The 19,349-nt window shown below is 27.6% G+C and carries 17 protein-coding genes, 1 tRNA gene, 1 pseudogene, 1 riboswitch and 1 other annotated feature; of the genes and pseudogenes, 11 read left to right on the forward strand and 8 right to left on the reverse strand.

Going from position 1 to position 19,349, the window contains the following annotated elements; translation table 11 throughout:
* Positions 1-91 precede the first annotated feature (91 nt).
* The 5 genes from CKV72_RS00920 (at position 92) to CKV72_RS00940 (ending at position 6,053) form a co-directional block, all read left to right on the forward strand.
* Complete coding sequence (locus CKV72_RS00920) at positions 92-2,248, forward strand: Tex family protein (RefSeq protein ID WP_095177205.1); 2,157 nt, start codon at positions 92-94, stop codon at positions 2,246-2,248.
* Between the two features lie 374 nt (positions 2,249-2,622).
* A riboswitch (FMN riboswitch) is annotated at positions 2,623-2,737 on the forward strand.
* A 96-nt stretch (positions 2,738-2,833) separates the two neighbouring features.
* Positions 2,834-3,448, forward strand: coding sequence for an ECF transporter S component (locus tag CKV72_RS00925; RefSeq protein ID WP_089866001.1), 615 nt, complete (start codon positions 2,834-2,836; stop codon positions 3,446-3,448).
* 75 nt (positions 3,449-3,523) lie between these two features.
* Positions 3,524-5,077 carry a hypothetical protein gene (locus CKV72_RS00930; protein ID WP_089865998.1) on the forward strand — a complete coding sequence of 518 codons (1,554 nt, stop codon included), beginning with the start codon at positions 3,524-3,526 and terminating at the stop codon, positions 5,075-5,077.
* Between the two features lie 17 nt (positions 5,078-5,094).
* Positions 5,095-5,358 carry an EscU/YscU/HrcU family type III secretion system export apparatus switch protein gene (locus CKV72_RS00935; RefSeq protein WP_089865996.1) on the forward strand — a complete coding sequence of 88 codons (264 nt, stop codon included), beginning with the start codon at positions 5,095-5,097 and terminating at the stop codon, positions 5,356-5,358.
* A gap of 8 nt (positions 5,359-5,366) precedes the next feature.
* The gene (locus CKV72_RS00940; protein ID WP_089865993.1) at positions 5,367-6,053 is read left to right on the forward strand and encodes a metallophosphoesterase; all 687 of its coding nucleotides are present in this window, start codon (positions 5,367-5,369) and stop codon (positions 6,051-6,053) included.
* Between the two features lie 52 nt (positions 6,054-6,105).
* Here the strand turns inward: CKV72_RS00940 and CKV72_RS00945 are convergent, their stop codons facing one another.
* Entirely contained in the window at positions 6,106-6,885 is a 780-nt protein-coding gene (locus tag CKV72_RS00945) for a DUF2225 domain-containing protein (protein WP_095177206.1), read from the reverse strand.
* Positions 6,886-7,030: 145 nt separating this feature from the next.
* Between CKV72_RS00945 and yjbM the strand changes: the two genes are divergently transcribed.
* On the forward strand, positions 7,031-7,825 hold the full coding sequence (gene yjbM / locus CKV72_RS00950) for a GTP diphosphokinase (protein ID WP_095177207.1): 795 nt from the start codon (positions 7,031-7,033) through the stop codon (positions 7,823-7,825).
* A gap of 23 nt (positions 7,826-7,848) precedes the next feature.
* Here yjbM and leuS read toward each other — a convergent pair whose 3' ends face one another.
* The 3 genes from leuS to CKV72_RS00965 form a co-directional block, all read right to left on the reverse strand.
* Positions 7,849-10,287 (reverse strand): leucine--tRNA ligase, encoded by a 2,439-nt coding sequence (gene leuS, locus CKV72_RS00955; RefSeq protein ID WP_089865983.1) that lies wholly within the window; start codon positions 10,285-10,287, stop codon positions 7,849-7,851.
* 53 nt (positions 10,288-10,340) lie between these two features.
* Positions 10,341-10,550, reverse strand: a binding site (T-box leader).
* Positions 10,551-10,608: 58 nt separating this feature from the next.
* Positions 10,609-10,684: transfer RNA gene (locus CKV72_RS00960), tRNA-Gln, on the reverse strand.
* Between the two features lie 141 nt (positions 10,685-10,825).
* The gene (locus tag CKV72_RS00965; RefSeq protein WP_089865980.1) at positions 10,826-11,377 is read right to left on the reverse strand and encodes a class IV adenylate cyclase; all 552 of its coding nucleotides are present in this window, start codon (positions 11,375-11,377) and stop codon (positions 10,826-10,828) included.
* 145 nt (positions 11,378-11,522) lie between these two features.
* Here CKV72_RS00965 and CKV72_RS00970 point away from each other — a divergent pair, with 145 nt between their 5' ends.
* Positions 11,523-11,729, forward strand: a complete 207-nt coding sequence (locus CKV72_RS00970) for a hypothetical protein (protein WP_089865978.1) — start codon at positions 11,523-11,525, stop codon at positions 11,727-11,729.
* Between the two features lie 21 nt (positions 11,730-11,750).
* Positions 11,751-12,029, forward strand: a complete 279-nt coding sequence (locus CKV72_RS00975) for a spore coat protein (RefSeq protein ID WP_089865975.1) — start codon at positions 11,751-11,753, stop codon at positions 12,027-12,029.
* Positions 12,030-12,091: 62 nt separating this feature from the next.
* Here the strand turns inward: CKV72_RS00975 and CKV72_RS00980 are convergent, their stop codons facing one another.
* Positions 12,092-13,000 (reverse strand): type I phosphomannose isomerase catalytic subunit, encoded by a 909-nt coding sequence (locus CKV72_RS00980; protein WP_089865971.1) that lies wholly within the window; start codon positions 12,998-13,000, stop codon positions 12,092-12,094.
* A gap of 147 nt (positions 13,001-13,147) precedes the next feature.
* Here CKV72_RS00980 and CKV72_RS00985 point away from each other — a divergent pair, with 147 nt between their 5' ends.
* Positions 13,148-14,182 carry a nucleoid-associated protein gene (locus CKV72_RS00985; RefSeq protein ID WP_089865968.1) on the forward strand — a complete coding sequence of 345 codons (1,035 nt, stop codon included), beginning with the start codon at positions 13,148-13,150 and terminating at the stop codon, positions 14,180-14,182.
* A 33-nt stretch (positions 14,183-14,215) separates the two neighbouring features.
* On the opposite strand, the gene fba is transcribed toward CKV72_RS00985, so the two are convergent.
* The 3 genes from fba to CKV72_RS01000 form a co-directional block, all read right to left on the reverse strand.
* Entirely contained in the window at positions 14,216-15,166 is a 951-nt protein-coding gene (fba, locus tag CKV72_RS00990; protein ID WP_089865966.1) for a class II fructose-1,6-bisphosphate aldolase, read from the reverse strand.
* 903 nt (positions 15,167-16,069) lie between these two features.
* A complete protein-coding gene (locus tag CKV72_RS00995) occupies positions 16,070-16,450 on the reverse strand; it encodes a DUF4363 family protein (RefSeq protein ID WP_157726514.1) in 381 nt (126 codons plus the stop codon).
* Between the two features lie 19 nt (positions 16,451-16,469).
* Entirely contained in the window at positions 16,470-17,138 is a 669-nt protein-coding gene (locus CKV72_RS01000; RefSeq protein WP_089868184.1) for a DUF421 domain-containing protein, read from the reverse strand.
* A gap of 124 nt (positions 17,139-17,262) precedes the next feature.
* Here CKV72_RS01000 and CKV72_RS01005 point away from each other — a divergent pair.
* Together CKV72_RS01005 and CKV72_RS01010 are read left to right on the forward strand one after the other, a co-directional pair.
* Positions 17,263-18,920: pseudogene (locus CKV72_RS01005) on the forward strand (nucleoside kinase).
* 78 nt (positions 18,921-18,998) lie between these two features.
* Entirely contained in the window at positions 18,999-19,337 is a 339-nt protein-coding gene (locus CKV72_RS01010) for a hypothetical protein (RefSeq protein ID WP_089868188.1), read from the forward strand.
* Positions 19,338-19,349 lie beyond the last annotated feature (12 nt).

Genomic DNA, 19,349 nt, shown 5'->3' on the forward strand with positions numbered 1-19,349 from the left:
GTACTTACCTTATAAAATATATTAAAAACTTGGTATTTATATAACTTAAAGGATAGATTTAAAAAAACTAATTATGGAGGTTTATTAATTAATGATTGATGTAAACGAGAGGCTAGCAAAAGAATTAAATATAAGCATAAAACAAGTAGAAAGTACAGTTAATCTATTAGATGAAGGTAATACAATACCTTTTATAGCAAGGTATAGAAAAGAAGTAACTGGCGGATTAACAGACTTGACACTAAGAGAATTATTTCAAAGATTGACATATTTGAGAAATTTAAATGGAAGAAAAGAAGATGTAATAAGAATAATAGAAGAACAAGGTAAATTAACAGAAGAAATAAAGTCGAGTATATTAAAATGTGAAACCATTACAGAGGTAGAGGATATTTATAGGCCATTTAGACCTAAAAGAAGGACCAGAGCTACTATTGCAGAAGAAAAGGGACTTAAACCTTTGGCTGAATTAATATTGTTAGGAGAGTTTAAGGGCGATTTAAGAGAGGAAGCAGGAAAATATATTAATGATGAAAAAGAAGTAAATTCTGTAGAAGAGGCTTTAGCAGGAGCAGTTGATATAATAAGTGAAATAATATCTGATAAAGCAGAATATAGAAAATGGATTAGAAATTTTGTTAATAAAGAGGGAGTAATAGAAACTTCAGGTGAAAGTAAAGAACCAACCCCTTATGAAATGTATTATTCCTATAGAGAAGAAGTTAAAAAAATACCTTCTCATAGAATTTTGGCTATTAATAGAGGAGAGAAAGAAAAAATATTATCTGTTAAAATAACTTGTGATATGGAGAAAATAGAACTGTATTTAAAGAAGAATTTACTAAAGAATAATAAATTAACAGACTCTTATATAGAAGAAAGTGTTTCAGATTCACTAAAAAGACTTATATATCCATCTATAGAAAGGGAAATAAGAGGAGAACTTACAGACAAGGCAGAAGCAGGGGCTATTAATATATTCAAATCTAATTTAAAAGCGTTACTTATGCAGCCACCAATAAAGGGGAAAACTGTATTAGGATATGATCCAGGTTTTAGAACTGGATGTAAAATAGCTGTATTAGACGACACAGGAAAATTTTTGGATAAATCTACAGTTTATGCTACAGCACCACAAAATGATATAGAAGGCTCTATAAAAGTATTAAAAGAGCTTATTTATAAATATGATGTGGATGTAATATCTTTAGGTAATGGAACGGCTAGTAGAGAATCTGAAGAAGTTATTGGAAGACTTATAAAAGAAATAAAGGAAGAAAAGGGTAAAGAAGTGTATTATGTAATAGTTTCTGAAGCGGGAGCTTCTGTATACTCAGCATCACAACTTGCCACAGAAGAATATCCAGATATAGACGTATCTATAAGAGGAGCAATATCTATAGGAAGAAGACTCCAAGATCCTTTAGCTGAACTTGTAAAGATAGATCCTAAATCCATAGGAGTAGGGCAATATCAGCACGATATAACTCCTAAAAAATTAGATGAATCTTTAAGAGGTGTGGTAGAGGACTGTGTAAATAATGTAGGGGTAGATTTAAATACAGCAACACCATCACTATTATCCTATGTTTCAGGAGTAAATTCCGGAATAGCTAAAAATATTGTTGCATATAGAGAAGAAAAAGGTAAATTTACAAGCAGAAAAGAATTATTAAAAGTAAAAAGATTAGGAGCTAAAGCTTTTGAACAATGTGCAGGTTTTTTAAGAGTAAGTGAAAGCAAAGAACCCCTTGATAACACAGGGGTGCATCCAGAATCTTATAAGGTAGCTAAAAATTTTATAGAAATACTAGACTATTCTATAGAGGATTTAAAAAGTAACAGACTAGGAGATATAGAAGAAAGAATAAATAATTTTAATATAGATGAATTAGCTAAAAAATTAGATATTGGGAAACCTACACTTTTAGATATAATAAAAGAACTAAAAAAACCTGGAAGAGATCCAAGAGAAGAGTTGCCAAAACCTATATTTAAAACAGGAGTTATAGACATAAATCAATTAAAACCTGGCATGGCACTTACAGGAACAGTAAGAAATGTTGCAGACTTTGGAGCATTTGTTGATATAGGCGTACATCAAGACGGATTAGTCCACATAAGTGAGTTGTCAGATAGATTTGTAAAACATCCTTTAGATGTAGTAAAAGTAGGAGATATAGTAGAGGTTAAAGTTTTAGATGTAGATGAAAAAAGAGGCAGAATATCCTTAAGTATGAAACAGTAATTCTTAAAATAAAAATTTTGCACCACAAAATTTTTATTTTAAGAATAATGAACAGTTAACAATGAATAATGAACAATTTAGGTGGATTTTCTTCTACTACGTTACAGAAAATCTTATATTTTATTTTGTAGGCTCGTTCAGCGTTGCTAAACATCGCTGGTTTAGTGAGGAGTTAATAGTTTAGGAATTTTTTAAAAAAGTTTAACCACAGCTAAACTTAAAGATTTTATAAAATTAAAATTTTTTCGTAATGCTAATGGAGAAAAAATATCCATAATTATTCATTATTCATTATTATTTATTCATTAATTAAAGGGTTTTCTATTGAATTTTTTATAAAAATAATATATAATAGTTTTGTAAAAGATAATATTAAATATCTTCAGGGCGGGGTGTAATTCCCCACCGGCGGTATAGCCCGCGAGCCGTAAGGCATGATTCGGTGTAATTCCGAAGCCGACAGTAAAGTCTGGATGAAAGAAGGTATAATAAAGATGAGATTTTTTCGCCCTGACAAAAATTTGTCAGGGCTTCTTATTATACCATCATCCTAAAATTAGAAGATACTATTAGGAGGGGTATTAAATGAAAAATAAAAAATTAAGCAGAAGTATAAAAATAACACTTTTAAGTACCATTGCATTTTTACTTATGTATATTGAATTGGCAGTACCATTTTTTCCTGAATTTTTAAAGATAGACATAAGTGATATACCAGCATTAATGGGTGCTTTTGCACTAGGACCTGTAGAAGGAGTTATTATTCAATTATTAAAGAATATATTACATGGAATTTTTGCTACTAAGACAGGTTTTGTAGGAGAGGTAGCAAACTTCGTTGTAGGATCGGTATTAGTTTTTGTAGCAGGGTATATATATAGAAATAATAAGAGTAAAAGATCAGCTTTTGTAGGATTAGTAGCTGGTACTATAACTATGTCAGTAATTGCTGGAATATTAAATTTGTATGTATTTATACCGCTATATCAAAAGATTTTACACATACCAATTGAAGCTTTTGTTCAAATGACAGCAAAAGTAAATCCATCAGTAAATAGTTTAGGCACTTTAGTTTTATGGTCAATAGTACCTTTTAATTTGTTAAAAGGAGTATTTATATCTGCCCTTACTATGGGTATGTACAAGAAAGTTTCCCCTATACTACATGAAGAGGGAATAAAGAAAGGCCAAATAGCTTAAAATTAATGTGATGTAAAATAAAGCCTGGTTTAGGCTTTATTTTTTTATACGATATTATAATAGGGGGTGCATATTATGTCCGGAATATGGAATGTAAATGGTGCTTATAATATAAATTTAAAAAGGTTAACAAATAAACTATCTTTTCAAATAGGAGAAGTGTTTCTAGCTAGAGTAATAAATCTAGGAGAAGAAAATGAGGATACATTATTAAGATTGTTAGATGGATGGCAGTTTCCTGCTCAATTAGAAGAATCATTAGATTTTCAACCAACAGGTCTTATAAAATTTAAGGTAGAAGGATTTAAAGATGGTAAATTGCAATTAAGCATTCTAGATGGAAGAGAGCCAGAAGAGAAGTTAAAAGAAGATTCTATAGAAGGTGCACTAAGAAGGGAAGATATACGTTTAGATAAAAAAGATTATCCTTTATTAGAAAAAATGGTAAAACATAATATGCCTTTAACAAAAGATAATATATCAAATATAAAAAATTTAATTGAGATGATAAATAGATTTTCAAAAGATGGAGAAGAATCAAATAGTTTTATAGAAAAGTATATAGAAAGTAGAAATGTAGACATAAATTCTAAAGAAGGGCAATTTATTAAAGATACTTTAAAAGGATTTTTTAAAGAACTATCTACTATAGGGGAAGACGATATATTAACAATGTTAGAAAATGGACTAGATATAACAGAAAACAATATAAGAAGTTTCAATAGTTTGTATAAAGAAAGTTCTTTATATAATAAACTAAAAGCATTTGAAAATATATTAAAAGAAAGTAATGTATTAAGTGAAACTGTACAAGAAGGAAAAGAAACATTAGCCAAAAATGAAAAACTAGAACAAGGTATTTTAGAGAAAAAAATAGTAAATTCAAAAGAGAACACATCTAAAAATATATTGAAATATGAAGACAAAACAATAAATGATACATCTAAAGATACATTAGAAAATAAAAAGAGTGAAGCTATTGAATCAAAAGAAACAATTAATATAAAAGAAATAGAAACTCTTTCAAAAGATAACGTAAAAAAGTTAATTGATAATGGTAAAGATATTTTATATAAAAAAGAAGATATAGTAAAAGAACAAATAAATTCTAAAATAGAGGATATGAAAAATATATTAAAAGATTTGATTGATCCAAAGACTCAGTATAAAATAAATGAACATGAGAAATTATTTGGATTAATAAAACAAGAATTAAACGATTTTAAAGTTTTTAACACTATGTCAAATCAATACTACTATTTAGATTTACCTGTTAATGTAAATAAAGATGAATATGAATGCAAGTTAATAATAAAAGATGAGAGGAAAAAGGGAAAGAAGATAGACAAGCAAAATGTAAAGATAGCTACATCTATAAAAACTATAAATATTGGAATTGTAGATGCTTTTATAGGAATAAACAAAAATATTATGAATGTGGATATTAAAGCTGAAGAAATGTGGATAAAGATTTTAAAAACTAAGAAACAACAGCTATTGAATGCTTTAAAAGATAAAGGTTATAATGTATATATGAACGTAAGCAAAAAAGAAGAAGAATTTAATTTAAGCAATTGTAGTGATTTTTTTGAAGATAAAAATATAAGTGCAATTGACCTTAAAGTATAGATTTTAGGAGGGTATCTATGACTAAAAAAAAGGCTGCAGCTTTAAAATATGAACAAGGATATGATGTACCTGTAGTTACAGCAACAGGTATGGGATATGTAGCAGATAGAATAATAGAAAAAGCTGAAGAAAATAGTGTTCCAATAGTTTATGATAAAGAATTAGTAGAGGTATTAAATAACGTAGATATAGGTGAGGATATTCCTTATGAATTATATGATGCTGTAGCACAGGTTATTGCTTATGTTATGGATATAGATGAAATTATAGGTAGAAGGTGATTTTATTAATGGCTTTATATGCAATATCGGATTTTCATTTATCTTTTACTACAGATAAACCTATGAATGTTTTTGGGGATAATTGGGAAAATCATCACGAAAAGATCAAGGAGAATTGGTTAAAAAATATAAAAGAGCAGGATAAAGTAATAATAGCTGGAGATATATCTTGGTCAATGAATATAGAAGAAGGTATGGAAGATTTACACTGGATAAGCAAATTACCTGGAGAAAAAATATTAGTAAAAGGTAATCATGATTATTGGTGGACTTCTATATCTAAATTAAATAATTTGTATTCAGACATGAAGTTTATTCAAAATAATTATTTTGAATATGAAGATTATGCTTTATGTGGTACTAGAGGATGGATATGCCCAGGAACAGATAATTTTACAGAACATGATAGTAAGATATATAGAAGGGAACTTATAAGATTAAGATTATCCTTAGATGCTGCCACAAAAGATGGATATAAAAATTTTATAATAGTACTTCACTATCCGCCTTTCAGTAGTGCAAAAGTAGATGAAGGTTTTTTAGAAATATTTAAAGATTACAATGTTAAAAAAGTAATTTTTGGACATTTACATGGAGTGCCTAAACAAAATATTTTTAATAGAGAAATTGATGGAATAGAATACATATTAACTTCTTGTGATTACTTGAATTTTGAACCTATAAAAATATTATAATAAAAAATAAGCTAAAATTATTAAGTAAGGGAAAGTGAATATCCCTTACTTTTTATCTAAATAGCTTTGAAAGCCATCCATTACTATTTGTATTAGATTTTTTTGAAACTTCATCAGCTAAGTTCTTAGTTTTTATAGAATCCTCTTCTTTAATTAAATCTCTTTGATCTCTAGCTAGGGACTTTAATTTATAAGATACATGGGGAGTAGTTATTACATAACTAAACCATAATAAAGCTTTATCCTTATTTCCTAATCTTCTATTAAGCTCTCCGATTAGATACACAATCGTATACTTGTCCATTCCAAATATAGGAAATTCTTCTGACTCATAGGATTCTTCAAAACCTTTTAGAGCATTTTTAATAAAATCTTTCTCATGTTCTTTATTTCCTTTTAATCTGTACATCCAAGCTAATTTAAGACAAGTCATGGCTTTTTGGCTAGGCTTTCCTTCTATTAATGTATAATTTAATAGGGCAAGCTTGTATCTTTCTATAGCTATATCTAGATTAAAAATTTCTCCATAGTATCTTTTTTTCCACCTCGGAGATATTTTATCTAAAACTAGTTGTTTTTGATATTTTTTTATTTTAGAAAAATCTACTTTTAAAGCAGCATAACCACATTCATTGCAAAGCCAAACGTCATAGAAATATGGATTAATTAAAGCATATCTTAAAAAGAAATCTGAGTCCTTTGAATCTAATCTATATGAAGAAGATTTTACAGCTTTCACATGAAATTTAGAATTACATACAGGACAATTAACTTCTTTGTTATAAAGAAGTTCCAATTGCTTTTTTGTATCATTTGATAAATTACTATTCATTAAATCACCCTTAATATGTTCATATATTATAGACAAATAACATTATATCAAAAAATAATGAAAAAATATAATATAAATATGTTTTTTATATTATAATTAACTTAGGATATAATTATTAGGAGTAGTTAAGTAAGGGGGTATCACTATGGCGATGAGGGAATGGAAGACATTTTTAATACCCTACGAACAGGCTGTAGAAGAGTTGAAAGTTAAATTTAGGAGTATAAGAAAAGAATATAGGGGTAAAAATGAGTATTCTCCTATAGAATTTATTACAGGGAGAGTTAAGGAGATATCTAGTATATTAGAAAAAGCTAATAAATTTGATATACCTTTAGATAGAATAGAATATGAAATTGAAGATATAGCTGGTATAAGAGTAATGTGTCAGTTTGTAGATGATATAGAGAAAGTAGTAGATATTATAAGAAATAGAACAGACATGCAAATAATGTATGAAAAAGATTATATCACTAATGTTAAATCCAGTGGATATAGAAGCTATCATGTAATAATAAAATATCCTGTAAATATGGCAGAAGGAAAAGTTGATATTTTAGCAGAATTTCAAATAAGAACTTTGTCCATGAACTTTTGGGCAACCATAGAACATTCATTAAATTATAAATATAAACACGATATACCTCAAGAAATAAGGAATAAATTAAAAAGAGCTGCAGATGCAGCCTTTCAATTAGACGAAGGTATGCTAGAAATAAAGGACGAGATAAAGGATGCACAAAAATTGTTTGAAGTAAAATCTAATATGATTTCTGACATTATGGATAATATACTTACATTATCTTCTATAGGAAAATCTCAAGAAGCATCTAGATTTCAAGTTCAATTAAATAGATTAATAGAAGAGGGTGAGCTGCCAGAACTTAATAGTTTATTAAAAAACACAGAAAAAATATTAAGTATATACCAAATAGATTAAAAAGAGGCTTTAAAGCCTCTTTCTTATTTTACAACTATATTTACTAATCTACCTTTTATAACTATTACTTTTACTATATTTTTGCCATCTGTATATTTTTTTACATCTTCTGAGTTTAAAGCAGTTTGTTTTATACTTTCTTCATCTAAGTTAGATGCAATAGTTATTCTGTCTCTAATTTTACCATTTACTTGAACAGCGATTTCAATTTCATCTTTAATTAAAGCTTTGCTATCAAATTCAGGCCATTTTTGATTAAATACAGAATAAGGCATACCTAAAAGTTCCCATTGTTCTTCACTAAAATGAGGTGCAAAAGGAGCCATTAAAATTATAAAGTCCTCTAAACATTCTTTTAAAAATCCTGAATTTTTATTATCAACATTTATATATTTTGAAAGAGCATTTGTATATTCCATAAGTCGTGCAATACATGTATTAAATTGCATTTTTTCAGCATCCTCTGTTATAGACTTAATAGAATTATGTCTTACAAAATTTAAGTCTTTTTCTTCATCATCCATACTAGATTTATCATTATTAGGATTGTTAATATATTCTCTACAAGAAGCAAGAGTTCTTTCTACTCTATCTACAAATCTAGAAACAGACTTAACTCCTTCATCACTCCAAGCTCCACCTTCTGTGTAATCAAATCCAAACATTAAATACATTCTAAATACATCAGATCCAAATTCACTTATATAGTCATCAGGTGAGATAGTATTTCCTTTAGATTTACTCATTTTATATCCATCAGGTCCTAATATTAGTCCTTGATGAGTTAAAGAGGTAAATGGTTCATCAAAATTAAGATATCCCATGTCCCTTAATGCCTTTGTAAAGAATCTTGCATATAAAAGATGCATACAAGCATGTTCTGGTCCACCTATATATTTGTCTACTGGAAGCATTTCATTTATTACTTTAGGATCAAAGGCTTTTTCTGAGTTCTTATTATCTGCATACCTTAAGAAATACCAAGATGAACATACAAAGGTATCTAATGTGTCAACTTCTCTTTTAGCAGGTCCTCCACAATTAGGACATGTTGTATTTACAAAGCTATCACATTTGGATAAAGGTGATTTTCCATCTGGTGTAAATTCTACATCATATGGAAGTTCAACAGGTAGTTGGTCTTCAGGTACGGCAACAGTGCCACATTTATCACAATATACAATTGGAATTGGAGCACCCCAATACCTTTGTCTAGATACTAACCAATCTCTTAGTCTATAATTTATTTTTTTACATCCAAGTTTTTCTTTTTCTAATTTATCTATAACGGCAGCTCTACCTTTTGATGATTCCAAACCATTAAATTCACCGCTATTTATCATTATTCCGTCTTCAGTGTAAGGAAGAGCATCTCCACCTTCTATAACTTTTTCTATAGGCAAATTATGTTTTTTAGCAAATTCAAAATCTCTTTCATCATGAGCTGGAACAGCCATAACTGCGCCAGTGCCATAAGTACTTAATACATAGTCACCAACCCAAACAGGAACTTTTCTTCCATTAATAGGGTTTATTGCATAAGAGCCTGTAAATACACCAGTTTTTTCTCTTGTTATTGATTGTCTTTCTATTTCAGATTGTTTTTTAGCTTGTTCTTTATAAGCTTCTACTTCCTTTTTATATTCTTTCTTAGTTATTTTATCTACAAGAGGATTTTCAGGTGCTAAAACTGCATAGGTTACACCAAATAATGTATCTGCTCTTGTTGTGAATATATCAAAAGAAAGGTCTGAATCAACTATTTTGAAAGTTAATTGTGCACCTACAGATTTTCCAATCCAATGTTTTTGCATGGATTTTGTATTTTCAGGCCAATCTAAATCATCAAGTTTTTCAAGAAGTTCTTCAGCATAGTCTGTTATTTTAAAAAACCATTGAGTTAAATCTCTTTTAATAACATCAGAAGAACATCTTTCGCAAGCACCATCTATAACTTGTTCGTTAGCAAGTACCGTATTACAACTTGGGCACCAGTTTACAGGTGCATTTTTTCTATAAGCTAAATTATTTTTATAAAGTTGAAGGAACATCCATTGAGTCCATTTATAGTAATCTGGTTCAGAAGTTATTACTTCATTATCCCAATGAAACATAGCTCCCATAGACTTAAGTTGCTTTGTCATAGTTTCTATATTTTTCATAGTAGAATCTTTTGGATGAACACCAGTTTTTATAGCATAGTTTTCTGCTGGTAATCCAAAAGAGTCAAAACCCATAGGTTGAAAAACATTAAAACCTTGCATTTTTTTGAATCTAGCCCAAGAATCTGCAGGTCCATAATTGAACCAGTGTCCTGCATGAAGATTACTTGCTGATGGGTAAGAAAACATTTCTAAAACATAAAGTTTTTTATCTAAATTATTTTTATCAAAATGATAAACATCAGACTCCTCCCATTTTTTTTGCCATTTTGTATCTATATTAGTTCCGTATCTTCCCATTATAATCTCTCCTTTGTTTTTTTATAATAAAAAAACCTTCGTCTCTACTTTTTTTAAGAGACGAAGGATATTGTTCTCCGCGGTACCACTCTAATTAAGACTTAAAAAGTCTTCTCCTTAGTATACTTTCTAACGGTAAAACCGTATCTGCTTTTAACAGATATGCTCCCAGGCAAGTTCATAATGTTCACTGCTGTTTTACACCAACCAACAGCTCTCTTATAAGTGAATTAAATACTACTACTCCTGTTCCTAGCTTTTTCATATGAAATTTAAATAACATTCTATATTAATAATAATATATTGTCAAGCAAATACTTTTGGCTGCCCATGCTGGATTCGAACCAGCACAATGCCTGTTCCAGAGACAGGTGCCTTACCATTTGGCTAATGGGCATTATAATTTACAAATTAACTACCTTAAATTATAACAATAAATATAAATCTATGTCAATAGAGCTTTTAAAGAATTCTATTATATAGTATGCACAAAAAGCATTAAATAATAAATCTAAATGCGTAACATAGTCAAATATAATTATATTGATTCCTGATTATTTTTAAACAATTTTATTAGTTCATATATGTTTTTAGATGTAGTATCTTCTATTGAATATCCTAATAAATGCACGATTTCTTCTAGTTCTTTTTCGTTTGGAGACTCTATTTCGATGTATGGAAAAGGACAAAAGGATTTATCGTTAATATCTATTTCTATTAAAGAATCTTTATATTTGTAGCTTTCCCTATATTTTCTTATGCATTGATTCATTTGTAAACCTAAAGCTTTAAAAATATTTTCTCCTTCTTTGTCATTAGATATTTCTATTTCATGTTCATCCATTATTTTGAATTTACTTTGAGATAATATTTTTTTTACAGTCATATAATACCTATTACAATTTAAAAGTAAATCCTCGACTATTCTTATCCTAGCATAACCTTGTTGTTTTAACAGTGTATTGTCTTTAAAATCAAATATTTTATTAATTTGATTTTCTTTTTTTACATTTTTACAATTTAATAAATTAACCTTATTTCTTATATCTTCTAAGTCTATATTTAAAATTTTAACTTCTAATTCCTTCAAAAATATCACTCCCTATTACATTGAAATTATAGCACAATATTAAATAAAAAATAATGCTATAAATTACAATGAAAATATATAAATAATAAAAAAATTAGAGGGTAAAATAAATAATGTCAGATAAAATATTAGGAGGGAAAATATAATGAATTCAGGAAATATGCAAATTGAAAGTAATAACTTAAAAGTTATTTCAGATCAGTTAAATCATGAATGCCTTATGAACAAAAAGTATAGCTTATATAGCAGCTATTGCACAGATCCTCAACTAAAAAACCTATGTACTCAAGCAGCTATGACTCATAAACAAAATTTTAACGAATTAAAAACTTATTTAGATTCACATCAATAATTAATATAGGAGGGAATTTTAATGCATAATTCACCTAATTTAAGTGAAAAAGATTTAATGCAGGACTTATTAACTACTGAAAAACAAATAGTTTCAGCATATAGTACAGGAATTACAGAATCATCCTGTCAAAATTTAAGATCAGTATTAGTGAATAACTTTAAGAAAGCAGAAGATACTCAATATAAAGTATTTGATGCTATGAAGCAAAGAGGATGGTATGAAACAAAAGATGCTCCTACAAATGAGGTACAGCAAATAAAAGATAAGTCAATGCAAATGTCTCAAGAACTTAAATAATTAATAAAGGGACTGTTGATAGTGATGTAAAAAGTCGCTAATGCCACAGTCCCTTTCTAAAATTAGTTAGGATAAGACATTATTAATTTAGCTTTTCCTAATGCAGAACATTTCTCTTTTGGCATAAGAATAAAAGACATACCTTTTGTTACTAAAACATTTTCTATAATCAATTCACCATCTATAACTGTATAACATGCAAAAACATCATTTTTATTGTGGATAATGTGGATAATATTATTATTTAATGTGGTTAATTGTAATGAATAATATTTCTCTTTTATTATTTTATTTTCTTTAAAAGAAATAGGTTTAGATTTAAGTTTAGGTTTCAATACTTCTAGGGCTTTAGATAAATGGAGTTCTCTTTTTTTACCTTCTTTTGTAATCCTATTGTAATCATAGAAACGATAAGTTATATCAGTAGCCTGTTGAATTTCATATACTAAAGATCCAGAGGTTAAAGCATGAAGAGTACCAGGTTTTACATTAACATAATCCATTTTTTTAACAGGTAGATAATTCAATATATCTTCCCACTTATTTTCTTTAATATTCTTTTTAATAGTTTCTATAGAATTAATAGCACATCCAAGTATTATCTTTTGCTTCTCTAAAGTATCTAAAAAAACCCAAGATTCTTCTTTACCAAAAGGAGAAATTTTATTTTTAATAGCATACTCATCATCAGGATGTACCTGTAAACTTAAATCTTCATGAGCATCTATAAAAGATATAATAAGGGGGAATTTGTCAAACTTTGAATAACCAAATTTATTTTTATTAGAATTCCATACATTTAAAAGGGTTTGCCCTTTAAAATTACCATTTAGAATTTCATTAGAATTATTTTTTTCACAGGATACAGAATATATTAGTCCTATTTTAGATATAGCTTTATTTCCACCATAGTCTAATAATTTTTTTCCACCCCATATTTTGTTTATAGTTATCGGCTTTAAAATATACATATTTAAACCCTCCATAAGTAATAACAATTTAAATGTTTCTAATTCTATAGTATTTAAAAGTCACTAAATAAATTACAAGTTGATGTAATATATTTGTTTTACTATAATATCTAGTATGTGGAATTATAGATTAAGGGGGATTTTGTTTTGGATTATATAAAAGAAGTTAATATAAATGAGGCTATAATTCATATTTTAGATAATAATTCACAAGAACCTATTTTAAATGAATATAAAATAAATTTATCAGATGAGGTATATAATTTTATACTAAAACACATAGAAAGATGCTTAAAAGATGAGGAATTAAAATATGCTGTCTTTAAAGAAGAAAGAAATATAGTAAAAGAATTAAGTCAAGAATATTTAAATGGTCAAAATGATATCGTAGAAGTATCCAAAGAAATAGCAAGACAACTATTTGTACTTATGGAGTCACAAGGGAATATACCTTCTTGTGATTTATTAGTGACTTCTATATCTACTGAGTATGGGAATATGTTGGGAATAATAAAGATGGATTATGTAAAAAACTATAGTCATAATATAAATTCTCTTGATAATAAAATAGGAATAGAAATAGTTCAAGAACTTACAGGACTTCCTACAAGTTCTCAAAAAATACAAAAATGTGCTTTTATAAAACTACAAGAAGAAGAAAATGAATATGACTTACTTGTAATAGACAAACAAAAGAAAAAAGACTCAGAAGATTATGGAGCAAATTATTTTATAAATAAACTTTTAGGATGTAAAATAATAGAAAATAGTAGAGATGAAACCAAAAATTTTGTAACTGCTAGTGAAAAATGGACAAGAGTAAATCTAAAGGAAAATGCAGAAGAGGCAGAAAAAGTTAGAAGTACAATAAAGAAAAAATTAAGAGAAGAGGAAAGTTTAGACTTATATGAGGTTTCACAGGAGATTTTTGGAGATAATAAAGAAGCAAAGGCAAGCTTTATAGACTATGCTTATTCAGAAGGTGTAAATGATAAAATAAACTTAGATAAGCATTGGATTGAAAAGAAATTAAAAAGGACTAGATTAAAAATAGATAGAGATATAGATTTATATATAAATGAAGAAGCTTACACTGATGTAAATAGATTTCAGGTAAAAAGAAATGGAGATGGATCCATAGATATAGTAATAAAAAATGTTATAAACTATATAGAAAAATAAAAAATGCTGACAGATTTATGTCAGCATTTTTTGCTATTTATTAAGCGTATTTGATGAACCTAAAACATTTTTTATTTTATTTTCAACTAATCCTTCTATAGCTTCTCTAGCTGCACCTAGATATTTTCTTGGATCTATTTCCTTTGGATTTTCTACTAAGAATTTTCTTACACTTGCAGTCATAGCAAGTCTTAAATCTGTATCCATATTTATCTTACAAACAGACATAGAGGAAGCTTTTCTAAGCATTTCATTAGGAACGCCCTTAGCTCCACCAATTTCTCCACCATATTCGTTACAAATGGCAACAAAATGTGGGTCAACAGAAGAAGCACCGTGAAGAACTATAGGGAAGTTCTTAAATCCTTTTTCCTCTAATTTTTCTTGTATCTTTTCTAGTCTATCAAAGTCTAGTTTTGCTTCGCCTTTAAATTTATAAGCACCATGACTTGTTCCTATAGCTACTGCTAAGGAGTCAACACCAGTTTTTTCAACAAAGTCAGCAGCTTGGTCAGGATCAGTGTAGGTTGCATTTTTACCTTCTACCTTAACTTCATCTTCTACACCTGCTAATTGACCTAATTCAGCTTCTACAACAACTCCTCTACTATGAGCATAGTCAACTACTTCTTTAGTTAATCTTATATTTTCTTCATAATCATAATGAGAACCATCAAACATTACTGAAGTAAATCCAGTTTCTATGGCAAGTTTAACTTGATCTAAATTAGCACCATGGTCTAAGTGTAATGCTATATCTATACCAGTATCTTCAATTGCAGCATCAACCATATGTTTTAAATATTTAGGACCTGCATATTTTAATGCACTAGAAGAAACTTGAAGAATAACAGGAGAATTTTCTTTCTTAGCTGCATTAACTACAGCCTGTATAATTTCCATGTTGTTAATGTTAAAAGCTCCTATAGCATATTTACCTTCATAAGCTTTTGAGAACATTTCTTTTGTAGTAACTAAAGCCATAAATAATCCACCTTCCAATATATTTATTTTAATTTAGATTTAACAACTTAAAATAACATAATTTCAGTTGTTAATATAAGTATTATGTTTAATAAAGTAGAATATGATATACATATCTACATTAGTATATCATATTTCAAAAAGTTTTTACCCTATAAATAATATTATAAGATACATTTCTATTATTTTCTAGATTTGATTCACAATATAAAAAAATTACGAAGTAATTTTTTTAACAGAGGACATAGGACAATTGACATAGGACAATGAAGGAAGATTTTCCTCCGCTTTGCTACAGAAAATCTTAAATTTTATAATATAATTGAAATGAGATTTAAAATAAATTAATCTTTATATAATAATTTATTTTAATTATTTGCTATTAATCTAGCGACTGTGTCGCAAGCCGATAGGCTGCCGTTGATTAATGAATAATGAACAGGGAACAATGAATAATTATTGAGGATTTTTTTCACTTTGTTACAAAAAATCTTTGATTATATGAACTTTTATATGAGCTAAAGCGATGTTTAGCTTTGCTAAACGAGCCATCAATAAAAATGTCAATTTAGATATAATTGAAAATGGAAATTGGAGAATGGAGAATTACGGATATTTTAGATTTGTCTAATATAAAAAAGGTTTAGCTTTAGCTAAACCTAAAGATCTTATAAAATTAAAAACTTTTCGTAATGTTAATGGAGAAAAGTTGTCAATCATTTTCCACTTTCCATTCTCCATTTTCAATTATAACTAATAAGATTAAAGATTTTCTGACGTAAGGAAGAAAATCATCCTAAATTGTTCATTATTCATTGTTAGTTGTTCATTAAAAATTGTCCTCTGTCCTCTGTCAATTGTCCTCTGTAAAAATTTTGCGTCACAAAATTTATATGTTGTGTTTTAAAGAATATTCTCAATAGATATTTCCTCAAGATGAACTATATGCTTAAGAAAAAAATTTATAGAATGTAGGCTGGCTAAAGATTCATCTTTATTTTCACATAAAATATATTGAGAAAGTTTTTTTAATTCACTACTTATGCTATCTATTTCTTGATGATTTACAAACATAAACAATTTACGGGAGTAGTCTGACCAATTAATATCTATTGATTGTATTAATTTATAAGAGTTTTCCCAATCTTCTGTAACAATGTGATTTTCAAGTTGTAAGTTTAGGGAATTTATGTTAGAGTATACTTGATTTAAATATTTTACAGAAAATAATATAGAAAATAACATAGAAATAAAAATTATAAAAGAAATAAAAACATTTTTCATTAACATCACCTAAAATTTTTTATTTTTTTTGAAAGTAAAAATTTTTATGAGAATCTAAAATAGCTATAAAAATATCACTAAAATCGTCTGATTCACTTTTGTTAAGTCTTGTTCTAAGCCATTTTAAATCCTTTTTTATAAGAGCTAAATTTTCATGATCTACTTTACCATCAAGTATTAAAGGAATCGGTAAACTATCTTGAGTGCTTTGTATGTTTAAATCTTCTTTTGTTGGAGGAGTTAAATTTGTCTTAGGTATAATGGATAATTGACCACTAGTTTCTAAAATAGCATATTCTATATCAGAAATATTAAAAAAACCTTGAAGTCTAATTTCTTCCATAAGATCATTTATATTAAATCTTTGATATCTTAATTCGTTTATATCTATTTGTCCATTTTCAATTAATATACTTGGTCTACCGTTAACCAAACTCCTAAACTTTTCACTTTTAAGTTGTAAAACGGATAACGCAGTTTGTAGAGCAAGTAAAGTTATTATTGGAATAAAACCATGAATTAAAGGAATTCTAGTATCTTGCATAGGTAGAGCTGCTAATTCAGAAACCATTATAGTTATTGCTAGTTCAAAAGGTTCTAGCTGACCTATTTGTTTTTTACCCATTATCCTCATAGATGTTATTACAAGGATATATAGTATTATTGTTCTAAAGAAAACAGTAAACAATAAGATCACCCTTTCGTATACATATATTGTTTCAAAAAAATAAAAAATTATTAGTGTTTTAAATAGAAATTTAAAACTTTTAAAATATAATAAATTATATACATTAAAGATAGGGGTTGATAATGTGGAAAAATTAAAAATAAATTTAAATGGAAAAAAAGAAATTTTAATAGAAAAGGGAAAAACTCTAGGTGATATATTATGCCAGCATCCTATTGAAAACGAATGGCCTATAGTTTTAGGACATATGAATGGCAAAATATATGAGTTGAATTCAAAAATTAGTGAAGAAGGTACTTTAGAACTTATAGATTTAAGTAGCGACGCAGGTAATAGGGCATATATAAGAACTCTTCAATTTATACTAATAAAAGCTACTTTAGAAGAGTTCCCTGGAGCGAATATTTCAATACAACATTCTTTAAGTAAAGGACTATATTGTGAAATAAAAAATGGAAACTTTTTAAAAGAAAAAGATCTTGAGAAGATAAAAAAAAGAATGAAAAAATAATAGATGAAAATATTCCTATAAAGGAAGAATATTTTACAAAAGAAGAGACTATGAAAATGCTTAAAAGACATAATATGGAAGATAGAATAAAGCTTCTTAGTCATTTGAATTTAGAAAAAATAAAACTTTATGAATTAGATGGTGTATATGAGTATTTTTATGGACCTATGGCTGAAAGTACAGGAATTATTAAAGAATTTGATTTAATGTATTATGAACCAGGGTTTATATTAAGATATCCTACTAAAGAAAAACCAAATAAATTACCTGAATTTGAAGAACATAAAAAACTTGCCAATATATTTAGAGAAACTGAGAGATGGGGAGATATATTAGAAGTTGCAGATGTAGGTTCTTTAAATAATAAAGTAGATACTGGAGAAATAATCGACATTATTAGGGTAGCTGAAGCATTGCATGAAAAAAAAGCTGCTAATATAGCAGATATGATAACAGATAGAAAGAATGTAAAATTAGTATTAATAGCAGGACCATCCTCTTCAGGCAAAACTACTTTCGCAAGAAGGCTTGGAATACAACTTAGAGTAAATGGATTAATACCTATTCCTATAGGTTTAGATGATTATTTTGTAGAAAGAGAAAAAACACCAAAAGATGAAAATGGAGAATATGATTTTGAATCAATATATGCTGTAGATTTAGAGCTTTTTAATGAACATTTGACTAGAATACTTAAAGGAGAAGAAGTACACATACCTAAATATAATTTTGTAACAGGAAAAAGAGAATGGAATGGAACAAAAGTTAAATTGCCATCAAATGGTATATTAATTGTGGAAGGAATCCATGGATTAAATGACTTACTAACATCTTCAATAGCTGATGAAAATAAATTTAAAATATATATAAGTGCATTAACACAACTAAACTTAGATAATCACAATAGAATAGCTACTACAGATGTAAGAATGATTAGAAGAATAGTAAGGGATAATATGTCAAGAGGGTATAGTGCGGAAGAAACTTTAAAGATGTGGCCTTCTATAAGAAGAGGAGAAGAAAAAAATATATTTGTATTTCAAGAAAATGCAGATGTTATGTTTAATTCCACACTAGTTTATGAATTGTGTATATTAAAAAAATTTGCTATAAAAGAATTAGAAAAAATACAGCCATCTAGTCCAGTATATTTAGAAGCCTATAGATTAAAAAGTATTTTAAATTTCTTTAAGGAAGTGGATACATCTCACATACCTGAAAATTCAATATTAAGAGAATTTATAGGTGGAAGCTGGTTTTATGATCACTAATTTATAAAAAGAAGTAATAAACATTACTATCCATAAATATAGATAAAGTAAACTTTAATAAGAATTGTGGTGGATAGTATGGGACATAGAAAAGTTATAAATGACTATTATTGCGATATAGACAATTTGGCAGAACTTCTAGTTAAATTAGTAAATTCTTATAGACTTTTAATAGGAAGTGCTGGAGAATTAAACAGCATAGCTCTAGCTAAAAGAAGTGATGTAAAAAAGGCTATAGATAGGGCAAATGACCTTGGATGTATTATAGATGAAGTAATAGATGGAATTGATAAATGCACCTATGAGTATATAAAATATTGTAAAACTAAATCTGAGATTATGAAATATAAAATGAAATTAAATATTATACAAACAGAAATAGAAAGTGAATTAAAATTTAATGATACAGAAAAATAAGACTGATTCAAA

This window comes from Clostridium cochlearium, assembly GCF_900187165.1.
In the GTDB taxonomy this organism is placed as follows: Bacteria; Bacillota; Clostridia; order Clostridiales; family Clostridiaceae; genus Clostridium_G; species Clostridium_G cochlearium.

What these genes read in the sequence shown, in the direction of transcription:
- CKV72_RS00920 (WP_095177205.1), top strand. Translation starts at nt 92, where the DNA reads ATGATTGATGTAAACGAGAGGCTAGCAAAAGAATTAAATATAAGCATA.
- CKV72_RS00930 (WP_089865998.1), top strand. Translation starts at nt 3,524, where the DNA reads ATGTCCGGAATATGGAATGTAAATGGTGCTTATAATATAAATTTAAAA.
- CKV72_RS00995 (WP_157726514.1), bottom strand. Translation starts at nt 16,450, where the DNA reads ATGAAAAATGTTTTTATTTCTTTTATAATTTTTATTTCTATGTTATTT.
- CKV72_RS00925 (WP_089866001.1), top strand. Translation starts at nt 2,834, where the DNA reads ATGAAAAATAAAAAATTAAGCAGAAGTATAAAAATAACACTTTTAAGT.
- CKV72_RS00980 (WP_089865971.1), bottom strand. Translation starts at nt 13,000, where the DNA reads ATGTATATTTTAAAGCCGATAACTATAAACAAAATATGGGGTGGAAAA.
- CKV72_RS00970 (WP_089865978.1), top strand. Translation starts at nt 11,523, where the DNA reads ATGAATTCAGGAAATATGCAAATTGAAAGTAATAACTTAAAAGTTATT.
- CKV72_RS01010 (WP_089868188.1), top strand. Translation starts at nt 18,999, where the DNA reads ATGGGACATAGAAAAGTTATAAATGACTATTATTGCGATATAGACAAT.
- fba (WP_089865966.1), bottom strand. Translation starts at nt 15,166, where the DNA reads ATGGCTTTAGTTACTACAAAAGAAATGTTCTCAAAAGCTTATGAAGGT.
- leuS (WP_089865983.1), bottom strand. Translation starts at nt 10,287, where the DNA reads ATGGGAAGATACGGAACTAATATAGATACAAAATGGCAAAAAAAATGG.
- CKV72_RS00935 (WP_089865996.1), top strand. Translation starts at nt 5,095, where the DNA reads ATGACTAAAAAAAAGGCTGCAGCTTTAAAATATGAACAAGGATATGAT.
- CKV72_RS00945 (WP_095177206.1), bottom strand. Translation starts at nt 6,885, where the DNA reads ATGAATAGTAATTTATCAAATGATACAAAAAAGCAATTGGAACTTCTT.
- CKV72_RS00940 (WP_089865993.1), top strand. Translation starts at nt 5,367, where the DNA reads ATGGCTTTATATGCAATATCGGATTTTCATTTATCTTTTACTACAGAT.
- CKV72_RS00975 (WP_089865975.1), top strand. Translation starts at nt 11,751, where the DNA reads ATGCATAATTCACCTAATTTAAGTGAAAAAGATTTAATGCAGGACTTA.
- yjbM (WP_095177207.1), top strand. Translation starts at nt 7,031, where the DNA reads ATGGCGATGAGGGAATGGAAGACATTTTTAATACCCTACGAACAGGCT.